This is a genomic window from Jonesia quinghaiensis DSM 15701, from assembly GCF_000423205.1.
Taxonomy (GTDB): domain Bacteria; phylum Actinomycetota; class Actinomycetes; order Actinomycetales; family Cellulomonadaceae; genus Jonesia; species Jonesia quinghaiensis.
The window spans coordinates 92,940-111,485 of the sequence record NZ_AUHN01000011.1; the positions used below are offsets into that span (position 1 = coordinate 92,940).

The window sequence follows — 18,546 nt, forward strand, 5'->3', positions numbered from 1 at the left end:
ACCATGGCCACTTCGCTCGTGACCACAACCGCTACGGCCGTGCCCGGTACACCAGTACCGAGCACGGCCGCTGGCCGTTCTCGCACCGCGCTACCCCTGACCCTTGGAATCATCGGTGTGCTCCTGCTCGCCGCAGCATCCATGTTCGTCGGAGTATCAGACGTCACCTTGCCGAAACTCATCGCAGGCGACACCAACGCATGGGACATCCTGCTGATCTCCCGCGTTCCGCGCACCATCGCGGTCATCCTCGCAGGCATGGCCCTGGCTGTCGCCGGGCTCATCATGCAACAAATGGCCCGTAACAGGTTTGTTGAGCCCTCCATGGTCGGCACCGTGGAATCAGCCATGCTAGGCATCCTCGCGGTCACAATATTCCTGCCCGCAACTCCCGTGCTAGGAAAAATGGGGGTCGCCGCCGTTGCCGCACTTGTTGGCACCTGGATATTTTTGACCATCATCTCGCGCCTTCCCACCCGCAACACGTTGCTTGTGCCACTCGTAGGCATCATGCTCGGCGGGGTCATCAGCGCCATCACCACATTCTTTGCTTACCGGTACGACCTCCTTCAAACACTCAACACCTGGATGATCGGGGACTTCTCCGGAGTGCTCCGCGGGCGCTACGAACTGCTCTGGATCGTCGCGGCCCTCACCCTCATTGGTTACCTCGCCGCAGACCGATTCACCGTCGCTGGCATGGGCGCAGACTTCACCACCAACCTGGGCCTGAACTACCGCACCATCATGCGCCTGGGCATGAGCATCGTGGCGCTCATTACCGCAGTCGTTGTCGTTACAGTCGGGGCAATCCCCTTCCTCGGGTTGGTCGTACCCAACCTGGTATCACTGATCTTTGGTGACAACCTGCGTAAAGCAGTGCCCTGGACCGCAGTATTCGGGGCGGGGATTGTCCTGGTGTGCGACATTATTAGCCGCACCATCCGCTACCCCTACGAGGTTCCCGTCTCCATGGTGATGGGCGTCATCGGGGCATCATTCTTCCTCGTCATGCTCATCCGGCAACGCGCCAAAAACCGGTTGTAACTACACCAGCCAGGCCGCGCATCGTCCGCTACACGCACGCCGCAGCACACCTCGCACCCACGCCCTGCACGCAACACCGCACATAAGCTTCCGCCCCACTCACCACAGGACCCGCCGATGCCCAACCCAGCACGCGCCCTCGACTCACCCACCAGCATCATCAGCCGCCGCGGGCTTTCACCAGTCGCCGTGACTGCGATACTTGGGGTCCTCGCCGTCACCGCAGTCACCGTTTTCCTCACTCTGGGCTTAGAGGGAAACATCAGCTACATCCTGCCGCGACGCATCACCCGAGTCAGCGCCATGGTGCTCGTCGCCATCGCAGTCGCGGTATCCACCATCCTGTTCCAAACAGTAACCGCCAACCGGATCCTTACCCCCTCCATCATGGGATTCGACGCGCTCTACATCCTGCTGCAAACCGTTGTGGTGTTCCTCTTCGGGGCATCAACCTGGCTCACCACTGACCCATCCCTGCGGTTTGTGCTCGAAATTGTGCTCATGGTGACCTTCTCCGTCGCGCTCTACCGGTGGATGTTCACCGGCGCCACCGCGTCCCTGCACCTCATGCTGCTTGTCGGTATCGTGCTCGGCACGCTCTTCCGCGGGTTCGCGTCCCTGCTGCAACGACTCATGGACCCCAGCGAATACATCGTGCTGCAAGACCTCTTCTTCGCATCATTCAACCTCGTTGACCCGATGCTCGTATGGATTTCCGCCGGAATCGTAGCGCTGTGCTGCGCAATAGCGTGGCGCATGCGCCACACCCTCGATGTCATGGCACTAGGCCGCTCCCACGCCATCAACCTCGGCATAAACCACCACCGTGTTGTGATGGGGGTGCTGGTCCTGTGCTCACTGCTCGTGTCAGTGTCCACCGCGCTCGTTGGACCAGTGACGTTCTTCGGGTTGCTCGTCGCATCCCTCGCCTACCAAATGTGCCGCACATTCAGCCACACCTGGCTCCTGATCATCACGTCCCTACTCGGTGTCATCACACTGGTTGGTGGGCAACTCGTGCTAGAACACGTCTTCGGGTTCAGCACCGCACTATCCATTGTTATCGAATTTGTGGGCGGGATCTTGTTCCTGACCTTGCTGTTGAAAGGCTCCCTGAGATGATCCGCGTTGACCAAGCCCGCAAAAGTTTCGGCACCCTCGTTGCTGTCAACGACGTCACCGTTGACATCCCCGCAGGTGGAGTGACCTCCATCATTGGCCCCAACGGCAGCGGCAAAACCACCCTACTCTCCCTCATCTCACGCCTCGCCCCCATGGATTCCGGAACCATCAGTGTCAGCGGTTTAGATGTCACCGCCACCGCAAGCCGTGACCTAGCGAAAAAAATGGCGATCCTCCGGCAAGAAAACCACCTCACGATGCGCCTCTCCGTCCGCGACCTTGTCGGTTTTGGGCGGTTCCCCCACTCTCAAGGGCGCCTCACAAGCGTTGACCGGGAACACATCGACCGGGCGTTAGAGCAGCTTGACTTAACCCCAATGGCGGAGAAATTCGTTGACGAACTCTCCGGGGGGCAACGGCAACGCGCCTTCATCGCCATGGTGCTCGCACAAGACACCGACTACCTTCTGCTCGACGAACCACTCAACAACCTCGACATGAAACACTCCGTCGAAACCATGAAACTGATCCGCCGCATGGCAGACGAATTCGGGAAAACCGTGGTGGTCGTTGTGCACGACATCAACTTCGCGTCCTGCTACTCCGACCGCATCCTGGCGATGCGTGACGGTGAACTCATGTGCCAAGGAACCCCAGCGGACATCATGACACCTGACGTTTTACGGACCATCTACGACATTGACATCCGCATTGAGACAATCGGTGACCAGCGCATCGGGGTGTATTTCACCTAAGCACGATGCGCTGCTGGGGCATGCCGGTAGACGCAACCAGCATCCGACAAACCTGCCAACACCAGAACGTCACCGCACGGCGCGAGCCACCCGGGAGTCATCACGGATTTGGCCAACGAGCTCCTCCAGCACGTCCTCCAACGTTGCCACGCCCAGCAACTCACCCTGCGCATCGTTCACCAAGGCAAGGTGAGCACCGGCACGCTGCATGGTGGACAGCACCTTTTGCAACGAGTCGCTGCTTGACACCAGTGGCATTGTGCGGATCACGTCACGAGAAACAGGTTGGTCCCGTTGACCATCAGGGATGACAAGGAAGTCTTTGACGTGAACGTACCCAACAGGCCGCCCCGTGTCACCATCAATATCAACCGGCCCAAGGACGGGGAATCGCGAGAACCCGGCCAGGGCGACTTCCTCCGCTTGAGCGGCTGTGAAACTGTATGGCAGGCAACGCATAGTGGGCATCGGCAAAACAATATTTTCCACCGAACGTGACTGGAAAGTCAGGGCGTTGAGGAGAAGTTGTTCGTCCTCTGCGGTGATGAGGCCGCCGTCGCGAGATTCTTCAACGAGCCCAGAAACTTCATCACGGGTAAACACTGAGGTGACTTCGTCTTTGGGTTCAACTTTCATCAAACGCAGCACACCATTTCCGATGCCGTTGAACATTTTTAGCACCGGCGAAAATACCGTGTACACCACCACAAGCACTGGACCTAGGAGGAACGCCATGCGTTCCGGCCCTGCGAGCGCAATGTTTTTGGGGACCATTTCACCAAATACCACGTGGAGGTAGGTGATGAGTGATAGTGCGATGGCGAATGCGATGGGGTGGACGAGGACGTCTGGTACCCCGGCTGCGTGGAACGGTTCTTCCAGGAGGTGGGCGATTGCGGGTTCGGCGACGTATCCCAATGCGAGGGAGCACACGGTGATGCCTAGTTGTGCGGTGGCCATCATGAGGGAGACGTGTTCGATGCCCCACAGTGTCATGCGGGCGGCGCGCCCGCCCTGTTGGGCGCGTGGTTCGATGATGCTGCGGCGTGCGGAGATGAGCGCAAACTCTGCGCCAACGAAGAATGCGTTAGCGGCGAGTAGCGCGATGGTGATCAGGATTCCGGTGAGGGGGCTCATGCTCGGCTCTCCTGAGTGCTGGTGCGGGTGGTTCGGGTTCCGGTTGGGCTTGATGCGCTGGTTGCGCTTGCTGGGCTAGCTCCGGATGTTGCGCTGTGCCCGTGGTGTTCGTTGTGGTGTTTGTGCATTCCGTGCGTGGTGATAAGGATGCGGTCTACCCGGTGTCCGTCAACTTCTGTGACCATGAGGCGGGCGCGTGGCCCGTTTTTGATGGCGTTTGCGTTGTCGGTGTCGTCGTCTTCGAGCACGGTTCCGTCTGCGCTGATGAGCAGGACGTCGCCGACGCTTGCGATGCGTCCGAGGTTGAGGTTCATGAGCCCGGCGAGGGTTTCGTAGTCTTCGTGTTCGGGGATCGGGAACCCGATGGCGTTGATGACTTCGTCGGGGCGCATGGAGGCGTCGATGTTCCATGAGTGGTCGGAGATCACTTCGATGGACCCGTCTTGTGGGTCGTGTTCGTCGCGTACTTCACCGACGAGTTCTTCAACGAGGTCTTCGAGGGTAATGAGGCCTGCGATGTCTCCGGTTTCGGAGATGAGCATCGCCATTTGGAGGTGCCCGGATCGCAGGGTGTCCATCAGGTCATCGAGTTCGAGGGTGTCGGGTACGAGTGTTGCTTCACCCATCACGGTGTGAGCTTGTGTGGTGGTTCGTTGCCCATGGGGGACAGATAGTGCACCGCGGACGTGCACGATTCCGGCGACATGGTCGCTACCTGGTTCCATGACGGGGAACCGGGAGTATCCGGTTTGTTGTGCGGTGATAAGTACGTGTTGAGCGCTGTCTTGTGGGGCGATGGTGATCATGCGGGATCGCGGTGTCATGGCATCGTGCGCCCGGCGTTCACCGAAGGCAAAGGAGCGTTCCACGAGTTGCGCTGTTTCGATGGGCAGTGCGCCTTGGTCAGCGGAGTGGCGGACAAGGTATGCGAGTTCCTCGGCTGACCGTGCTGAGGCAAGTTCTTCTTGGGGTTCGATGCCCATGGTGCCGATGACTTTGTTGGCGGTGCCGTTGAAGAACCGGATGAGAGGTTTTGTTGCGGTAACGAATCCGCGTTGGAATCCGGCAACTGCACGGGCTGTTTCCCAGGGTTTAGCGATGGCTAGGTTTTTTGGGACTAGTTCACCGAAAATCATGGTGGCGCCGGTTGCTAGAACGAGGGCGATGACCACGGACACTGATCGTGATTGTCCGTCGCTGAGTCCCCAACCTGCGAGTGTGGGTTGAACGAGTTGCGCGATGGCGGGCTCTGCGACGAAACCGATACCCAAGTTCGTCACCGTGATTCCCAGTTGTGCGCCAGAAAGTTGAGTGGACAGGGTTGTTATCGACTGAAGAACACCTGCTGCTTTGCGGTCGCCAGCTTCGGCGTGCGCTTTGACGGTGTTTTTGTTGACGGTGATGAGTGAGAATTCGGCGGCAACGAACATGCCACATCCAGCGATAAGAACGATCGCTGCGATGATCGAGATCACTTCCACTGGTCCACCTCCCCGATGCGTTCAGATGGGGGGAGGTGGCTGGGACTATGACCAGGGTTGTCCACGATGGCCTTTCTCTTGTGGCGTGTTTGAGGGGCGCTCGTGCGCCAATACATCTAACTGTAAAGGGCAGTGTGCTGTTCCCGGTAGATGTACTGAGTTTTTCGCAGTGCGCTTCACACCTAGATGGGGACCATGCCCCGTGTGAGACATCTTCCTGTGGATAACCCACTTGTGGAACGTTCCACCCCTTGTGTTGCTTGGTAGCGTCTCAGGGCTACACGGCTTTTAACTTACCGAGGGAACGATGACTAAGACACACGCAGCATGGGCGCTTGCACTCACTGCCGCACTACTCACCGGGTGCGCCACAAGCACACCAACCGATGAACCCAGCGCTGAGAACACGGAAACAGCTGAACCCGCGCCAGGCCCAGACAACCCCGAACTTGAGGAGGCAATCTCCCAGTGGCAGCCGCTCAGTGACTTCAACCCTGAGCGGTACTCGGAAAAAGTTGGGGATTTCTCTGCCGCCGAATTACGGGTCATGAGTGATGAAATCCTTAATTACGCCCGGGTTTCCACTGCGGAAGAAAGCACAATCCTTGCAGACAGTTTGAAAGAAAGCCGCGACGCTGTCATCCCGTGGCTGCCGCAGGACGTGGAGAAGTTGGAGGAGTTCTCCACCCAAGATGACGGCTCCCGAGACTCCGGTTGGCCCTACTATGCAACCCGGCTCCCCAAAGGCTCCACTCTTCTTGACTCCTCGGTGTACACCTCCGCATGGCAGGCAGAGGAATATGAATATGAGGGCGGCGAAAAAGGGGTGGAACTGACCCTGTTTTGGCGTATCTTGTACCGTTTTGAAGACCCTGATGGTGTGGTTCGCGCGGTCCCGTTTATCCGCTGGTACAGCGTGACAACTGATGATCCAATTTTGTCATCCAATACTGCATGGTGGTCCAAAGACACTGCCGTGGCAGGGGCGTATGACAGATGTTCGGTGCTGTTTGACGGGGAAATCTCAACCCCACTCCAGCCCAGTGAAATGGAGACCTCTTGGGAGTTCTTCACCGTTGCCCCTGATGAGTTTCTGTCCTACGACGACTACGCTGCGGAGCGCCCTGAACCCACTGAAGAACAGGACGCGGAAGAAAAAGCCGCTTGTGCAGGTGATTCAGCATGATCCGTCGCTTCTTTTCGTCCCATTCATGGGGCGTTCAATCAGGTTTTCAGTCATCTTCACGCGCAAGGACAAACATGCACGCACCCACAACCGTGTTGGCTCTTCTGATCACAGGGGCACTGCTCACTGGTTGCGCAACGCAACCACAGGAACCTTCTGCTGAGGAGGTTACTGCTGACACAAGTGCACAAACTGACGCTCCTGAAGAGCCCGCTGTTGAAGAACCAGATCCCCTCGCGCTTCCACAACCAGTTGCCGATGCGGTAGCCGAGTGGACACCGCTATCCCAGTTACGCATCGAACCGTATGGAGTGGCGCAGGAACAACTCAGCGCACGAGAAATGCGAACTGCAAGCAACTGGATCATCAATTACGTCAATAACATGATGCTTGATGATCAGGCTTTGCTCGCAGAGGATCTCAAAGATCTGAATAAGGTTTACAAAAAATGGGCCTCACCTTTGATGACAGATAAAGAGTTTGACCCAAATAACTATTTCGCGAAACCAAAAAATAATAATTTCGGACTGATTTGGGCTCACCTTGCCACCCGGATTCCCCCCGGCTCCACTCTGCTCGACACGTCTGTCGCGACCTACGCGTGGGATGCAAGTACTACGGAATATTCAAATGCAAAGCCCGGCGCAACGCTGCGCCTCATGTTGCGCGTGCTTTACCACTTTGAAGACCCTGATGGGGTTGTGCGAGCAGTACCCGTAACCCGGTGGATCACTGTCGAAACCTCGGAAAGTGTGAAGTTCCGTGACATCACCACACTAGGCGCCTGGAGCCTCGGCACGTATGGCGCGTTCGAGATGGATCATTGCGCACGGCTTAATGACGGTGTCTTCACAACACAGGACACTCCAGAGGACCTCGACGTTGAATCCCACCTCTTCTTCACAACACCCGCTGATGAATACATCTCCGCTGTGGACTACAACGAAGAACACCCCGCCCCCACTGAAAAACAATGGAAGAAAATCTTCAAAGAATGCGCCGCATCATGACAAACACCCGAACAGCCACACAAGCCTCCACGCCCACGATGCGGAACTCACGTTCAGCCCTTGCCCTCTTGGTGGCAGTAAGCCTTCTCGCCGGATGCGCTAGTAACAGCGACGCAGCGTCACCCGACGACCCCAGCGGTGCCACGCATAGCGCAGATGGGGGCGAGGGAACCACCGGTGACGATCAAGAACAACAACCCGCTCCAGACAACCCGGCGCTTGATGAAGCGGTCAAGGACTGGCAGCCGCTCTCTGATTTCAACATTCCCGCCTATGACAAACCATTCGGCGATTTCACAGCCGATGAGATGCAAGTAATGAGTCGTAGCATCAACCGCTTCGCGTGGGGAATGACGGCTTATGAACGGTCACTTCTCGCAGAGGACACCCAAAAACTGAAAAAAGATGCAATCCGATGGCTCCCAGCTAATGTGCAAGACCTTGTAGAAGACGCATTCACTCGCACTGCGGATGGCATCTATCCTGAGGATATTCGGTTGTTCACAAATCGCCTTCCTAGCGGATCGGTCATACTTGATAGCTCGGTGTTTACCCATTCCTGGCATGCCGAGAAATTTACCTATGAGGATGGCACGCCAGGTGTCGAACTCACGTTGTTTTGGCGAATTGTGTATCGCTACGAAGATGCCGATGGTGTCATAAGAGCTTTACCTGTCGCCCGATGGCTCGCTCTCGGCACCGATAGCGTCCAAAGTTCGTCGCAGAGTTCGAGGTGGAATTTCCACGCAGCGGTTGCCTCTCCTTTTGACCGCTGCGTAATGCACCTAGATGGCGTGATAACGGGGCAAGAACTCAATGATGTCGATGTTGAAGAATACAAAACCCTGACAACTCCTCATGACGCGTTTGAAACCTTTGATGACTGGGGCGGCGCTCCCGAACCACTAACAAAGGGCGAACTCAAAGAGGTCGCATCAGCATGCCAACCCACAACAACGTGACCAGCACGGAAACACCGTAACCGGCATCGTCCGAGCGTGTGATCAACCGTATCGCGGTCATTGAGTGTGGCGGGGAGGTGAGTACTCCCCGCCACACAAAACGCATGCATGGAGCGAAGAGGACGGCACCTGATTCGCTCTGCTGCTAACCTCACGATGCCACATGGCATTAACCTCCTGAGGAACACGATGACTAAGAAACTCACACCATTTTTCGCTGTACTATTCACAGCTACACTCCTGACAGGCTGTTCCGTGCTGTCACCCTCCGACGCTGGAAACTCCTCCCAAGAATCACCTGCCGCACCAGAGCATGGGCCAGACAACGCAGCTCTCGATGAGGCACTCTCCGAATGGGAACCGCTTTCTGAGTTCGCACCACAGCCCTTTGACAAGAGCACGGGCGATTTTTCTGCCGCGGACATGAAGTTCATGAGCAAAGAGATCAGCAACTTTGCGAAGGTCGCAACGACTGAAGAGCGTGTCCTGCTCACGGAAGATCTTGACGCCACGGCAGACAGCATCTCCCGAGTTTTGCCCTACCGGATAGTGGGCATGATGAACGAGCACCTCACGCCCACCGAAGCGGGCACATACCCAACCCAAGGAATGGCATGGGCTACCCGGCTTCCCACAGGTTCAACCCTGCTTGACACCTCTGCCTACACCTACGCTTGGCACGCAAAGGAAAAAGAGTACGAGGACGGTGTACCCGGTGTAACGCTCACTCTTGCATGGCGTGTCGTCTACCGATACGTCGACCCTGAGGGCATTGAACGTGCCCTTCCGGTGTACCGCTGGTACTCGCTCAACTCCCCCGACGTTGAATGGTCCGATCGGGAATCAAGTTGGAACTTCTCATCAAACGTGGTCACCACCAATGACACGTGCGCGTGGGCCAAAGATGGCGCGCTGACGGCTGACTTCCAACCAAGCCAGATCAACCTCGAAGAATGGCCTATGCTCACGACCGAAGTCGGCGAATACCAGTCATTTACTCAGTACACCAAGGAAAACCCTACTCCCACACCTGAGGACATCGCTGATGAAGTAGCAGCCTGCGCCTAGGGCCATCGTCACCACCCCACATGACCGCTCTCAGTGCGCGTTCCACGCTGCGCCGCCGTGAAGGATCAGTCTTTGCGGCGGCGTTCCCGCGGTCCCGTTGACCACCATGCCCACACCACAAGAAGCGGTTGGAAGAATAACCGCACAAAGCGTTTTGTGTCCGTGTCCAACCCGAAAGCATCACGCTGATCCATCCACTGCGCAATGTTGCCCGGGAAAATCGCGATAAAGAACAACGCCGTCACCACGCCAACCAGACCACGGCGCTTTCGGGCAGCAATAAGCATCGCCCCAAGGGTGATCTCCACTCCCCCAGAAATCAGGACCACAGTGTCACGGTCCATGGGCACCCAACTAGGTACCTGCGCGTCGAACTCCTCGCGCGCAAAAGTAAGGTGGCTGGTTCCAGCGAAGATCAGCGCAAGGCCAAGCAAAACCCGGGCGATCGTACGCGCTGGGCTGCGACGTTGCACTGCAGTGTTGTGAGAGCTCATAGCCTCACGCTACCGCCCAGTAACCATTCGTGCCTCCCACACAGCAGCAACCCGCCTGTCCGGCACTGCCCGCTGATAGGTCATAACAGAACGATCACTTTTACCTTTTACGAGTAATCGGCGGAGTAGTCGTGACATGAACTGACTGAGAGAGCCAACCACTATGTCAGCTCAGCAATCACGGGGAGTTCATTGTGACAAAACGATATGGCCGGATGCTCTTGGCAGGTTCATTACTCGTTGTGGCCCCACTCTCACCAGCTCATGCCACTGACCCGCCAGAGACTCTTGATACTCCTCATGTTGTGCAAGAGGCTTTCCAGCCAGGCAGCGATCTCTTTAACCAGGCCCTCGACCTCTTGGAGTACGACGGAAATGTCACAGCAGAGCAGGCTAGGTCCGCAACTTCGGCGGCCACAAGCGCCGTCACCTACAGTGAACCGTTGCGCACCGCGTACATTGAACTGGACGAAAAAGCCTCAGGGCCTCTCACGGACAGCGATTTCGCGCACCTGCCGGATCGGTATATAGCTGTTCAATATGTTGACGGCAAACCTCAAGGTGCTTACACCGTCGATGTCAACGGTGAATTTATCCAAATGGGCGGCGAAAAAGAAGAAATTCTTGCCGCCTTCGAGGAGTGGCCCGAAGGCGCGATTTATGGCACAGACATTGGCGTTTCAGCAGAAATAAGCGCAGATGGCAGCACAGTGCGTGCACTCGATGACAACACACGTGAAACTTTCGGACAAGAAACACTCAGCGCCGATGAATTCCGAACACTCACCGCTCAGGCCAATGCGGCCCGCGCCCTTGAGGACGACTACTCACCTGGTGTGTCACCCTTTGTGATCATCGGTGTAGCAGCCGCCCTCTCGGTTGGAGTTGCGCTAGTCCTTCAACGCCGCCAGGCGCACTACGCTTAACCGCAGCGCCGCCCCAGTTATCGTTGCGACTTTTTCAGTGCTTTCTCGGCAACTGGCGTGTTCCCTGATGCGCGTTGTTTACGGTAGTAGGCGCGCGCTTCGTCTTGGCGTCGTTGTTCCACTCCGGTGGCGATTGTTGCCCGCACCAAACCGTCGTCTAACCCGAACGCGTCAATAAGGTCTTGTGCGTGGGGCCGTAAACGCAACAGCAGACGGTCAATGTAGGACGTCACAGTTTGTGCTCGTTGCCCCGAAAGGCGCCCGTGAATGAGATACCACGCGAGGTTTTTTTCCACCGTGTGCAGGCCGTAGAGGTCACGCACCCAGGTGAGGATGGTGCGGGTGTCGTCGTCTTCGACGTCGAGGAGCGCTTTGGTGAAAGCTTCCCATTGGAGGAGGTCTGCGTGTGCTTTCGCTGCGTCAATGAGTTCGGCCTGGTGGGAGTTGAAAAGTGCCGCAGCTTTTTCTTGGCTCATTTTTGATGCTGGCCTCAGCGCTTGCGCGAGGGTTTCCACCATGGTTTCCACACGGTCGGTGAGGAGTTCCCGTTGGGTTTCTTCATCGCGTAGTTCAGTGGCGGAGCGGCGGCGAAGCCCAGAATCACGGATTGATTGGACGGTGCGGTTCAATGGCGTTTTGTAGAGCACGGTGTCAGCGGTGCGTTCAACAACAAACCGGGCCATACCAATACCGTCAATGCCTTTGAACTGTTTGGCGTAGTCAGACAGCAGCCGCTTGCCCACCAGTTGCAGCAGAACAGTGTTGTCCCCTTCGAAGGTGACATAAATGTCGAGGTCTTGGCGTAACCCAACAAGCCGGTTCTCGGCCATGAAACCTGCACCGCCGCACGCTTCACGCGCGGTTTGGAGGGTGTGTAGTGCCCGCCACGTGGAGGTGGGCTTGAGGGCCGCTGCCATGGTTTCGAGGTCTTCACGGGTTTCGGGGGTGTCCATGCCCTCTTCGGAGAACACTGCGTGGAATAGGTCAAGAAGGCGGTCGTGCGCAAAGTGCCCTGCGTACACTTCCGCTAGCAGTGGCAGGAGGCGCCGTTGGTGGGTTTGGTAGTCCATGATCACTGTTTCATCGTGTTCTGATGCGCCAGTGAATTGGCGGCGTTGATTGCCGTAGGTGATCGCTGTGGATAGTGCGATTTTTGAGGCTACTCCTGCTGCGCCGTCAAGTGACACGCGCCCTTGGACGAGTGAGCCGAGCATCGTGAAGAAGCGCCGCCCGGGGCTGTCGATGGGGGAACTGTAGTTGCCACCTTCAGTGACGCTGCCGTAGCGGGCGAGGAGGTTTTCGCGCGGGACACGCACGTGGTCAAATGCGAGCCGGCCGTTGTCGATCCCGTTGAGTCCGCCTTTAAGTCCGTCGTCTTCGGATTGGATGCCGGGTAGGCAGTCTCCAGCTGAACCGTCGTCGAGGGTTTCGCGGATGGGTACGTAGAAGGCGTGGACGCCGTGGTTGACACCGTTGGTGATGAGTTGGGCGAAGACGACTGCTGTGGTTCCGTGGCGGGCGGCGTTTCCGAGGTAGTCCTTCCAAGCGGCGCGGAACGGGGTGTTGAGGACAAAGTCACCAGTTGTGGTGTCGAATGTTGCTGTGGTGCCTATGGAGGCTACGTCTGATCCGTGGCCGATTTCTGTCATGGCGAATGCGCCGGGCACAACGAGTCGCATGGCGTTTTCGAGGAGCCGGTCTTGTTGTTCTTCGGTGCCGAGGTGGTGGATCGCGGCGCAGAAAAGCCCCCATTGGACGCCTGATTTGATTTGTAGCGAGGGGTCCGCGGCAACGAGTTCTTCAAATCCGGCGATGCCGCCACCGGCGTCGTCTTTCCCGCCCATGCGGGTGGGGAATGCGCGGAGTACTTGGGCTTCGTTGACCAAGATTTTCAGTTGTTCGAGGACGCGTTCGCGGTGTTCGTCCATGGGTAGGTGTGGGTCACGGATGAGCCGTTCGTCGCGGGCGAGGTTGCGTGCGACTTTTCGCAGGTCAGCCCACCGCCCGAGCAGGTGTTCTGCCAGGTAGTCGTGGTTGATTGTTGGGGCGTGGGTGCCCGCCTGGGTGGGGCGGTCCGAAACGGCAGTCATGTCGCTCACTCCTTTGTGTCGATGCGCCTGGTGCGGTTGTGCCAGTTTGTTCGGTTAGTTCAGGGGTTACCTTGCGTTGTTTTGTCCGGTGGGGTGGTTGTTAGGAGGTTGTTCGCTGGCGAACGAGGGTCGAGATGGGGCCGCTCCACAACCATGTGGTGATGCGGTCGGTGAGTTCGGGGCGGGTGGGGATGTCGTTGCCGCCAAGGTGGTGCAGCCACCATTCGCCGGTTCCCCGCACGAAGCCGACTGCACCTGCACCCCATGCCCGGGCATCGGCGTCCGGTGCGTTCATTTCTTGCGCGAAGGGAGTGGCAAGCAGGTCGATCATGAGGTCGAGGAAGGGGAGCCCGGATGCGTCACGGGTCACGAAGTAGTAGACGTTAGGTGAGTGCTCGATCATTTCGAGGTAGGCGGACACCATGTTGCGTAGTGCTTCACGTGGGGTGGTAGCGGTGTGCGCGGCGGTTTCGAGGGCGTCACGTATTTGCTGCATAACTTCTTCACTGACTGCCTGTTGTAGGCCGGTTTTATCGGTGAAGTAGCGGTACATGATGGATTTGGAGGTGCCTGCGTGGGCGGCGATCTCGTCCATGGAAATGTCTGTTCCGTGGAGGTGCACCGCTTTGCGGGCAGCGCGCGCTAGGTCGCGCCGCCGGGTAGCTCGATGCTCGTCCCAGCGGGTGGATCGCCCGTCATCGGGGGTTTTCTCTGTGATTGCACTCACGATACTCAGAGTATCAGGTACTGTGAGTTCTATAAAAGTCTCATTCAGCAACGACGCGAGGAGAAACCGTGCCCGACACCACCACATCGGCCCCCAACCTGCAGGATGCCGTCATCGTTGGCGGCAATCGTATCCCGTTCGCCCGCGCAGGGTCACGCTACCTCGGCGCCTCCAACCAGGACATGTTCACCGCCGCACTCGACGGTTTGGTGGCACGCTATGGCCTGCAAGGCGAGCAACTTGGTGAGGTAGTCGCTGGCGCGGTGTTGAAACATTCACGCGACTTCAACCTCGTGCGCGAAAGCGTGCTGGGTTCCGCACTATCCCCCACCACTCCAGCATTTGACCTGCAACAAGCCTGCGCCACAGGCCTCGAAGCATTCATTACAGTGGCGAACAAGATTCGCCTCGGCCAAATTGATTCCGCCATCGCAGGTGGTGTTGACACCGTGTCCGATGCGCCCATCGCCATCTCAGACCGTCTGCGGTCCGCCCTCCTCCAGGCCTCCTACGCAAAAACCCTCGGACAGCGCGCCAAAGCGCTCGCCACGGTGCGACCAAAAGACTTAGCGCCCGCGAACCCTCGCACCGATGAGCCACGCACCGGACTGTCCATGGGCGAGCATCAGGCAATCACCACCGCAAAGTGGGAGATTTCCCGTGAAGACCAAGACCTTATTGCCTACAACTCGCACCACAATTTAGCCCGGGCATACAACAACGGATTCTTTGATGATTTAGTGACCCCATTCCGGGGGCTGAGCCGTGACCAAAACCTCCGCGAGGACACCTCACTGGAGAAACTCGCCTCGCTATCGCCAGCTTTTGGAAAGTCACTCTCTACACCAGCCACAATGACGGCAGGGAACTCCACTGCCCTCACCGATGGCGCATCGACTGTGTTGGTCGCTAACCGCGAGTGGGCCAAGAAGCGCAACCTCACACCTCTTGCCCGTTTTGTGGATGCCCAAACGGCTGCCGTTGACTACGTACACGGTCGTGAAGGGTTACTCATGGCACCAGTTCACGCGGTGCCTCGCCTGCTCGAACGCAACGGCCTAACCCTCCAAGACTTCGACTTTTACGAAATCCATGAAGCGTTCGCCGCGACCGTGCTCACCACCCTAGCTGCATGGGAAGACGACGAATACTGCCGCACCGAACTAAACCTCCCCCAGGCTCTAGGAGCTATCGACCGCGAGCGCTTGAATGTCACGGGGTCTTCTCTTGCTGCTGGTCACCCGTTTGCGGCTACTGGTGCTCGGATTCTTGCTGGGGTTGCGAAGTTGTTGCATGAGCGTGCTGCGAGCACGGGTAAGCCGGCGCGGGCGTTGGTGTCTGTGTGTGCTGCTGGTGGCTTGGGTGCTGTGGCCATTGTGGAATCTGCTTAATTGACCCGCTTTTTGTAGTCCGCACTGTGAGTGTGGGGCTGCGTTCCGATGCGAAAGGACCATCATGCCTCAGGATCGTTATACGTCATTTGTGAAGAGCGGGTTTGGGAAGAAGCTCGCGAAGAAACTTGGTTTACCGCAGCCGGTGCAGTTGCGCCGTCACACCCCGGGTGCGCCTCCGGTCACTGGGCCGGTGTTGGTGCTGTCCGCTGGTGCGGGTAATGCGGCTGGTACTGGTGGCACGGGCAGCGCTGCGAGTGACGCCGACGCTGTTGCCGGGTTGCTGCTTAACGGGTTGGGCAGTGACGAAACCATTGATGTGCGGCGTTCCCCGCACACAGCAGAAGGTACCCGTTGGGGTGCCGTTATTGTGGTGACAACCCAGGCGGAACATCCGCGTGACTTATCCGATGCGATGCTTGCGTTGGGGGGCACGTTGCGTGCGCTGGCGAGTAGTGGCCGGGTGGTGTTTGTTTCCCGTGATGCGGCAGACGCATCGTCCCCTGCTCAGGCTGCAGTGCGCCAAGGCGTAGTGTCAGCGATGCGGTCCGTGGCTAAGGAACTGCGCAATGGCGCAACCGCAAACGCTTTAGTGTTGCGTGATGACGCAACGGTGACTGGTACTCCGGCGTTGGCGGCTTTGCGATTTTTGTTGTCTGCGAAGTCTGCGTTTGTTGATGGTCAACCGGTGACGATTAGTTCTGATACTGGGCACGTACCCCAGGATTGGGAGAAACCGCTGGCGGGTAAGGTCGCTGTTGTTACTGGCGCCGCGCAGGGTATTGGGGCATCTATTGCTGCGACGTTAGCTCGTGATGGGGCGCGCGTGGTGGCTGTTGATGTGCCTGCTGCGGGTGAGTCATTGTCCAAGGTTGCTAACAAGATTTCTGGCACAGCCCTGCAGTTGGATATCACCTCCCCTGATGCCGGGAAGCGCATTATTGACCACGCGGTGGAACGTCATGGCGGGATCGATATTGTGATCCACAATGCCGGGATCACCCGTGACAAACTGCTTGCCAACATGGATAACGCCCGGTGGGATTCCGTCATTGACGTGAACATTAGTGCGCAGCTAGCCATGAATGAACAGTTCTTGGCTTCTGACCGGTTTCGTGACGCGCCGCGCATCGTGTCGTTGGCGTCAACGTCTGGGATTGCGGGCAACCGTGGGCAAACCAACTACGGCGCCTCAAAAGGTGGAGTGATTGGGATGGTTGCAGCGAGCGCTCGTGCTCTCGCTGAGCACGGCGGAACCATTAACGCTGTAGCGCCCGGATTCATTGAAACGGCCATGACCACCAAGATCCCGCTCGCCACCCGAGAAGTAGCACGCCGGCTTAATGCGTTGCAGCAAGGTGGGCAACCCGTCGATGTTGCGGAAACTATCGCTTTCCTTGCCTCCCCCGCAACGGGTGGAATCAATGGTGAAGTGGTGCGCGTGTGCGGGCAAAACATGGTGGGTGCCTAATGACTTTGCCTCCTATTGACCGCCCTGGGACTGTGCGTGAACTTGACCGCGTCCCGTCGTTAATGGCGCTCTACGCGAAAGCTCTGACGCCTGACCCGGCGGATGTGGCCCGGTTGGGTGCCCGGATTCTTCCCGATGCGCTGCGCCCGAAGCAGCGCACCGCCACTATCGATGACAGGCATCGGTCCCTCCCCGATGTTGCCCTAAAAGTGCGCGGTGTTACCGCGAACCCTCAAGGGCTCCGCGAATACCAAAACCTCCTAGGTTTCCCCCGCACAGAGGACTTGCCAGCAGGATATGTGCACGTGTTGGCGTTTCCGGTGGCGATGGCGGTCATGGCTGCACCTGACTTCCCTTTGCCGTTGGCTGGGATGGTGCACCTAGAGAATCGTGTTGACGTGGACCGGACCCTCACCGTTGGGGAAACCTTCACTGTCACCGCGTGGGCGAGCAATCTCAGCGGCCACCTCAAGGGCACGCGCGTTGACCTTATTGTTGAGGTGAGTGACCCCGAAGGTGTTGTGTGGCGGGGAGTTTCCACGTACCTTGCCAAAGGCACTTACACCCACGGGCGTGGCAATGATACTGGCGCTGCACGGGAGTTCACCCCACCCCTACCCACCGGATCCTGGTCACTCGGGGCAGGCATCGGGCGTGAATATGCGGCGGTCTCCGGGGACCGTAACCCCATCCACTTGTCAGCGCTCACCGCTAAAGCATTTGGGTTTCCACGCGCTATCGCCCATGGCATGTACACCGCGGCACGCGCCCTGGCCGATGCCCGCCCCCTCCACGGGGAGCGGTACAGCTGGACGGTGGAGTTCGCCAAACCGGTGCTCCTCCCTGAGAAGGTTGCCGTAGCAATCACGCCACACAATGCTGGTGGCGCATCGTATGTGGGATGGAACTCTAAAACCGGGAAGCTGCACTTTTCCGGGGAGATCTCGCCGCTGTAGTACCGCGCTTGAGCGCGTGGTGAACTGATTGACGCACAAAGGCCCGCCCCCTGCAGTGGGGCGGGCCTTCGTCGCCTTATGGCGAGCGCGTCGCGAGTTGGTTCAGGCGGTTACCCCGTCGGGTGACAGCGGCACTGAACACTTCGATGAGAACGCTGCATTGTCTGTTCCGATTATGCGAAACGCACCTCGGAGACGCGCTGCGGTTCGATTGTGCGAACCAATTCGGCACCTCCTTTCTTTGATCTGTGGCTAACCAGCTACCCCACTGTTGGGGATTCACTAGGTCGCCCTGACAAGATGAGCGTAAAACGGTGGTGTTCGGCTCGTCCAGTCTTTTATTGCATGTTTTTTGTTGGATTGTTTTTTGCCTGATGACGGCTTTATTAACATGCACGGATGCCCGGGTGCTGACTCTTTAAGCCAGCCCTCCCGGGCATCCGTATGGTGCAACGGCTTTCGCGTTCACTACACGCGGCCGATGCCTCCCATCACAGCGTAGGACCAAGCAGCTTGGTGCGCTTCGCGGTCTTTGATGGCTGAGTCGATGGGTGAGTTGTCTACAGTTTGTGATTGACGTTTTCGCTGTTCATCGGGCACTTTTGTGCCGCGGTTGTAGATCATGTTGGCTCCTGGGTGGCTGCGTAAATGTGCTGGGTGAACAAGTGCCGCTGATGCCACTGGCCACTCGAGGGGTGTTACCGGTTGCCTCGGGTGTTGGTT

17 protein-coding genes are annotated in these 18,546 nt (G+C 58.0%); 11 read left to right on the forward strand and 6 right to left on the reverse strand.

The window, feature by feature from the left end; all coding sequences use genetic code 11:
- Nucleotides 1-3: 3 nt before the first annotated feature.
- The 3 genes from G538_RS0111610 (at nt 4) to G538_RS0111620 (ending at nt 2,924) form a co-directional block, all read left to right on the forward strand.
- Nucleotides 4-1,047, forward strand: a complete 1,044-nt coding sequence (locus tag G538_RS0111610) for an ABC transporter permease (RefSeq protein WP_084618360.1) — start codon at nt 4-6, stop codon at nt 1,045-1,047.
- Nucleotides 1,048-1,164: 117 nt separating this feature from the next.
- Nucleotides 1,165-2,169 (forward strand): iron chelate uptake ABC transporter family permease subunit, encoded by a 1,005-nt coding sequence (locus tag G538_RS0111615; RefSeq protein ID WP_051197057.1) that lies wholly within the window; start codon nt 1,165-1,167, stop codon nt 2,167-2,169.
- Nucleotides 2,166-2,924: an iron ABC transporter ATP-binding protein gene (locus G538_RS0111620; RefSeq protein WP_029069446.1), complete on the forward strand. Its 759-nt coding sequence runs from the start codon at nt 2,166-2,168 to the stop codon at nt 2,922-2,924. The genes G538_RS0111615 and G538_RS0111620 overlap by 4 nt, the downstream gene beginning before the upstream one ends.
- Nucleotides 2,925-2,993: 69 nt before the next feature.
- Here the strand turns inward: G538_RS0111620 and G538_RS0111625 are convergent, their stop codons facing one another.
- Both G538_RS0111625 and G538_RS0111630 read right to left on the reverse strand, forming a co-directional pair.
- Nucleotides 2,994-4,061, reverse strand: a complete 1,068-nt coding sequence (locus tag G538_RS0111625; protein WP_029069447.1) for a hemolysin family protein — start codon at nt 4,059-4,061, stop codon at nt 2,994-2,996.
- Entirely contained in the window at nt 4,058-5,542 is a 1,485-nt protein-coding gene (locus G538_RS0111630) for a hemolysin family protein (protein WP_029069448.1), read from the reverse strand. The genes G538_RS0111625 and G538_RS0111630 overlap by 4 nt, the downstream gene beginning before the upstream one ends.
- A gap of 307 nt (nt 5,543-5,849) precedes the next feature.
- On the opposite strand from G538_RS0111630, the gene G538_RS0111635 reads away from it, so the two are divergent.
- From G538_RS0111635 to G538_RS0111650, 4 genes are all read left to right on the forward strand, one after another.
- Nucleotides 5,850-6,728, forward strand: coding sequence for a hypothetical protein (locus G538_RS0111635; RefSeq protein WP_029069449.1), 879 nt, complete (start codon nt 5,850-5,852; stop codon nt 6,726-6,728).
- Between the two features lie 74 nt (nt 6,729-6,802).
- On the forward strand, nt 6,803-7,738 hold the full coding sequence (locus G538_RS0111640; RefSeq protein WP_029069450.1) for a hypothetical protein: 936 nt from the start codon (nt 6,803-6,805) through the stop codon (nt 7,736-7,738).
- Nucleotides 7,735-8,700: a hypothetical protein gene (locus tag G538_RS0111645; RefSeq protein ID WP_157544468.1), complete on the forward strand. Its 966-nt coding sequence runs from the start codon at nt 7,735-7,737 to the stop codon at nt 8,698-8,700. Before G538_RS0111640 ends, G538_RS0111645 begins: the two co-directional genes overlap by 4 nt.
- Before the next feature lie 189 nt (nt 8,701-8,889).
- Nucleotides 8,890-9,768, forward strand: a complete 879-nt coding sequence (locus G538_RS0111650; protein ID WP_029069452.1) for a hypothetical protein — start codon at nt 8,890-8,892, stop codon at nt 9,766-9,768.
- A 65-nt stretch (nt 9,769-9,833) separates the two neighbouring features.
- On the opposite strand, the gene G538_RS0111655 is transcribed toward G538_RS0111650, so the two are convergent.
- Nucleotides 9,834-10,262, reverse strand: coding sequence for a DoxX family protein (locus tag G538_RS0111655; protein ID WP_029069453.1), 429 nt, complete (start codon nt 10,260-10,262; stop codon nt 9,834-9,836).
- Nucleotides 10,263-10,456: 194 nt separating this feature from the next.
- Here G538_RS0111655 and G538_RS0111660 point away from each other — a divergent pair, with 194 nt between their 5' ends.
- A complete protein-coding gene (locus tag G538_RS0111660) occupies nt 10,457-11,188 on the forward strand; it encodes a hypothetical protein (RefSeq protein WP_157544470.1) in 732 nt (243 codons plus the stop codon).
- Between the two features lie 17 nt (nt 11,189-11,205).
- On the opposite strand, the gene G538_RS0111665 is transcribed toward G538_RS0111660, so the two are convergent.
- Together G538_RS0111665 and G538_RS0111670 are read right to left on the reverse strand one after the other, a co-directional pair.
- The gene (locus tag G538_RS0111665) at nt 11,206-13,278 is read right to left on the reverse strand and encodes an acyl-CoA dehydrogenase family protein (protein WP_029069455.1); all 2,073 of its coding nucleotides are present in this window, start codon (nt 13,276-13,278) and stop codon (nt 11,206-11,208) included.
- A 100-nt stretch (nt 13,279-13,378) separates the two neighbouring features.
- On the reverse strand, nt 13,379-14,005 hold the full coding sequence (locus G538_RS0111670; RefSeq protein WP_035834252.1) for a TetR/AcrR family transcriptional regulator: 627 nt from the start codon (nt 14,003-14,005) through the stop codon (nt 13,379-13,381).
- Between the two features lie 68 nt (nt 14,006-14,073).
- Here G538_RS0111670 and G538_RS0111675 point away from each other — a divergent pair, with 68 nt between their 5' ends.
- From G538_RS0111675 to G538_RS0111685, 3 genes are all read left to right on the forward strand, one after another.
- Entirely contained in the window at nt 14,074-15,396 is a 1,323-nt protein-coding gene (locus G538_RS0111675) for an acetyl-CoA C-acetyltransferase (protein ID WP_029069457.1), read from the forward strand.
- Nucleotides 15,397-15,460: 64 nt separating this feature from the next.
- A complete protein-coding gene (locus G538_RS0111680) occupies nt 15,461-16,867 on the forward strand; it encodes a 3-oxoacyl-ACP reductase (protein WP_035834253.1) in 1,407 nt (468 codons plus the stop codon).
- Nucleotides 16,867-17,823, forward strand: coding sequence for a MaoC family dehydratase (locus G538_RS0111685; RefSeq protein ID WP_035834254.1), 957 nt, complete (start codon nt 16,867-16,869; stop codon nt 17,821-17,823). Before G538_RS0111680 ends, G538_RS0111685 begins: the two co-directional genes overlap by 1 nt.
- Before the next feature lie 468 nt (nt 17,824-18,291).
- Here G538_RS0111685 and G538_RS18060 read toward each other — a convergent pair whose 3' ends face one another.
- Nucleotides 18,292-18,447 (reverse strand): hypothetical protein, encoded by a 156-nt coding sequence (locus tag G538_RS18060; RefSeq protein ID WP_157544472.1) that lies wholly within the window; start codon nt 18,445-18,447, stop codon nt 18,292-18,294.
- Nucleotides 18,448-18,546 lie beyond the last annotated feature (99 nt).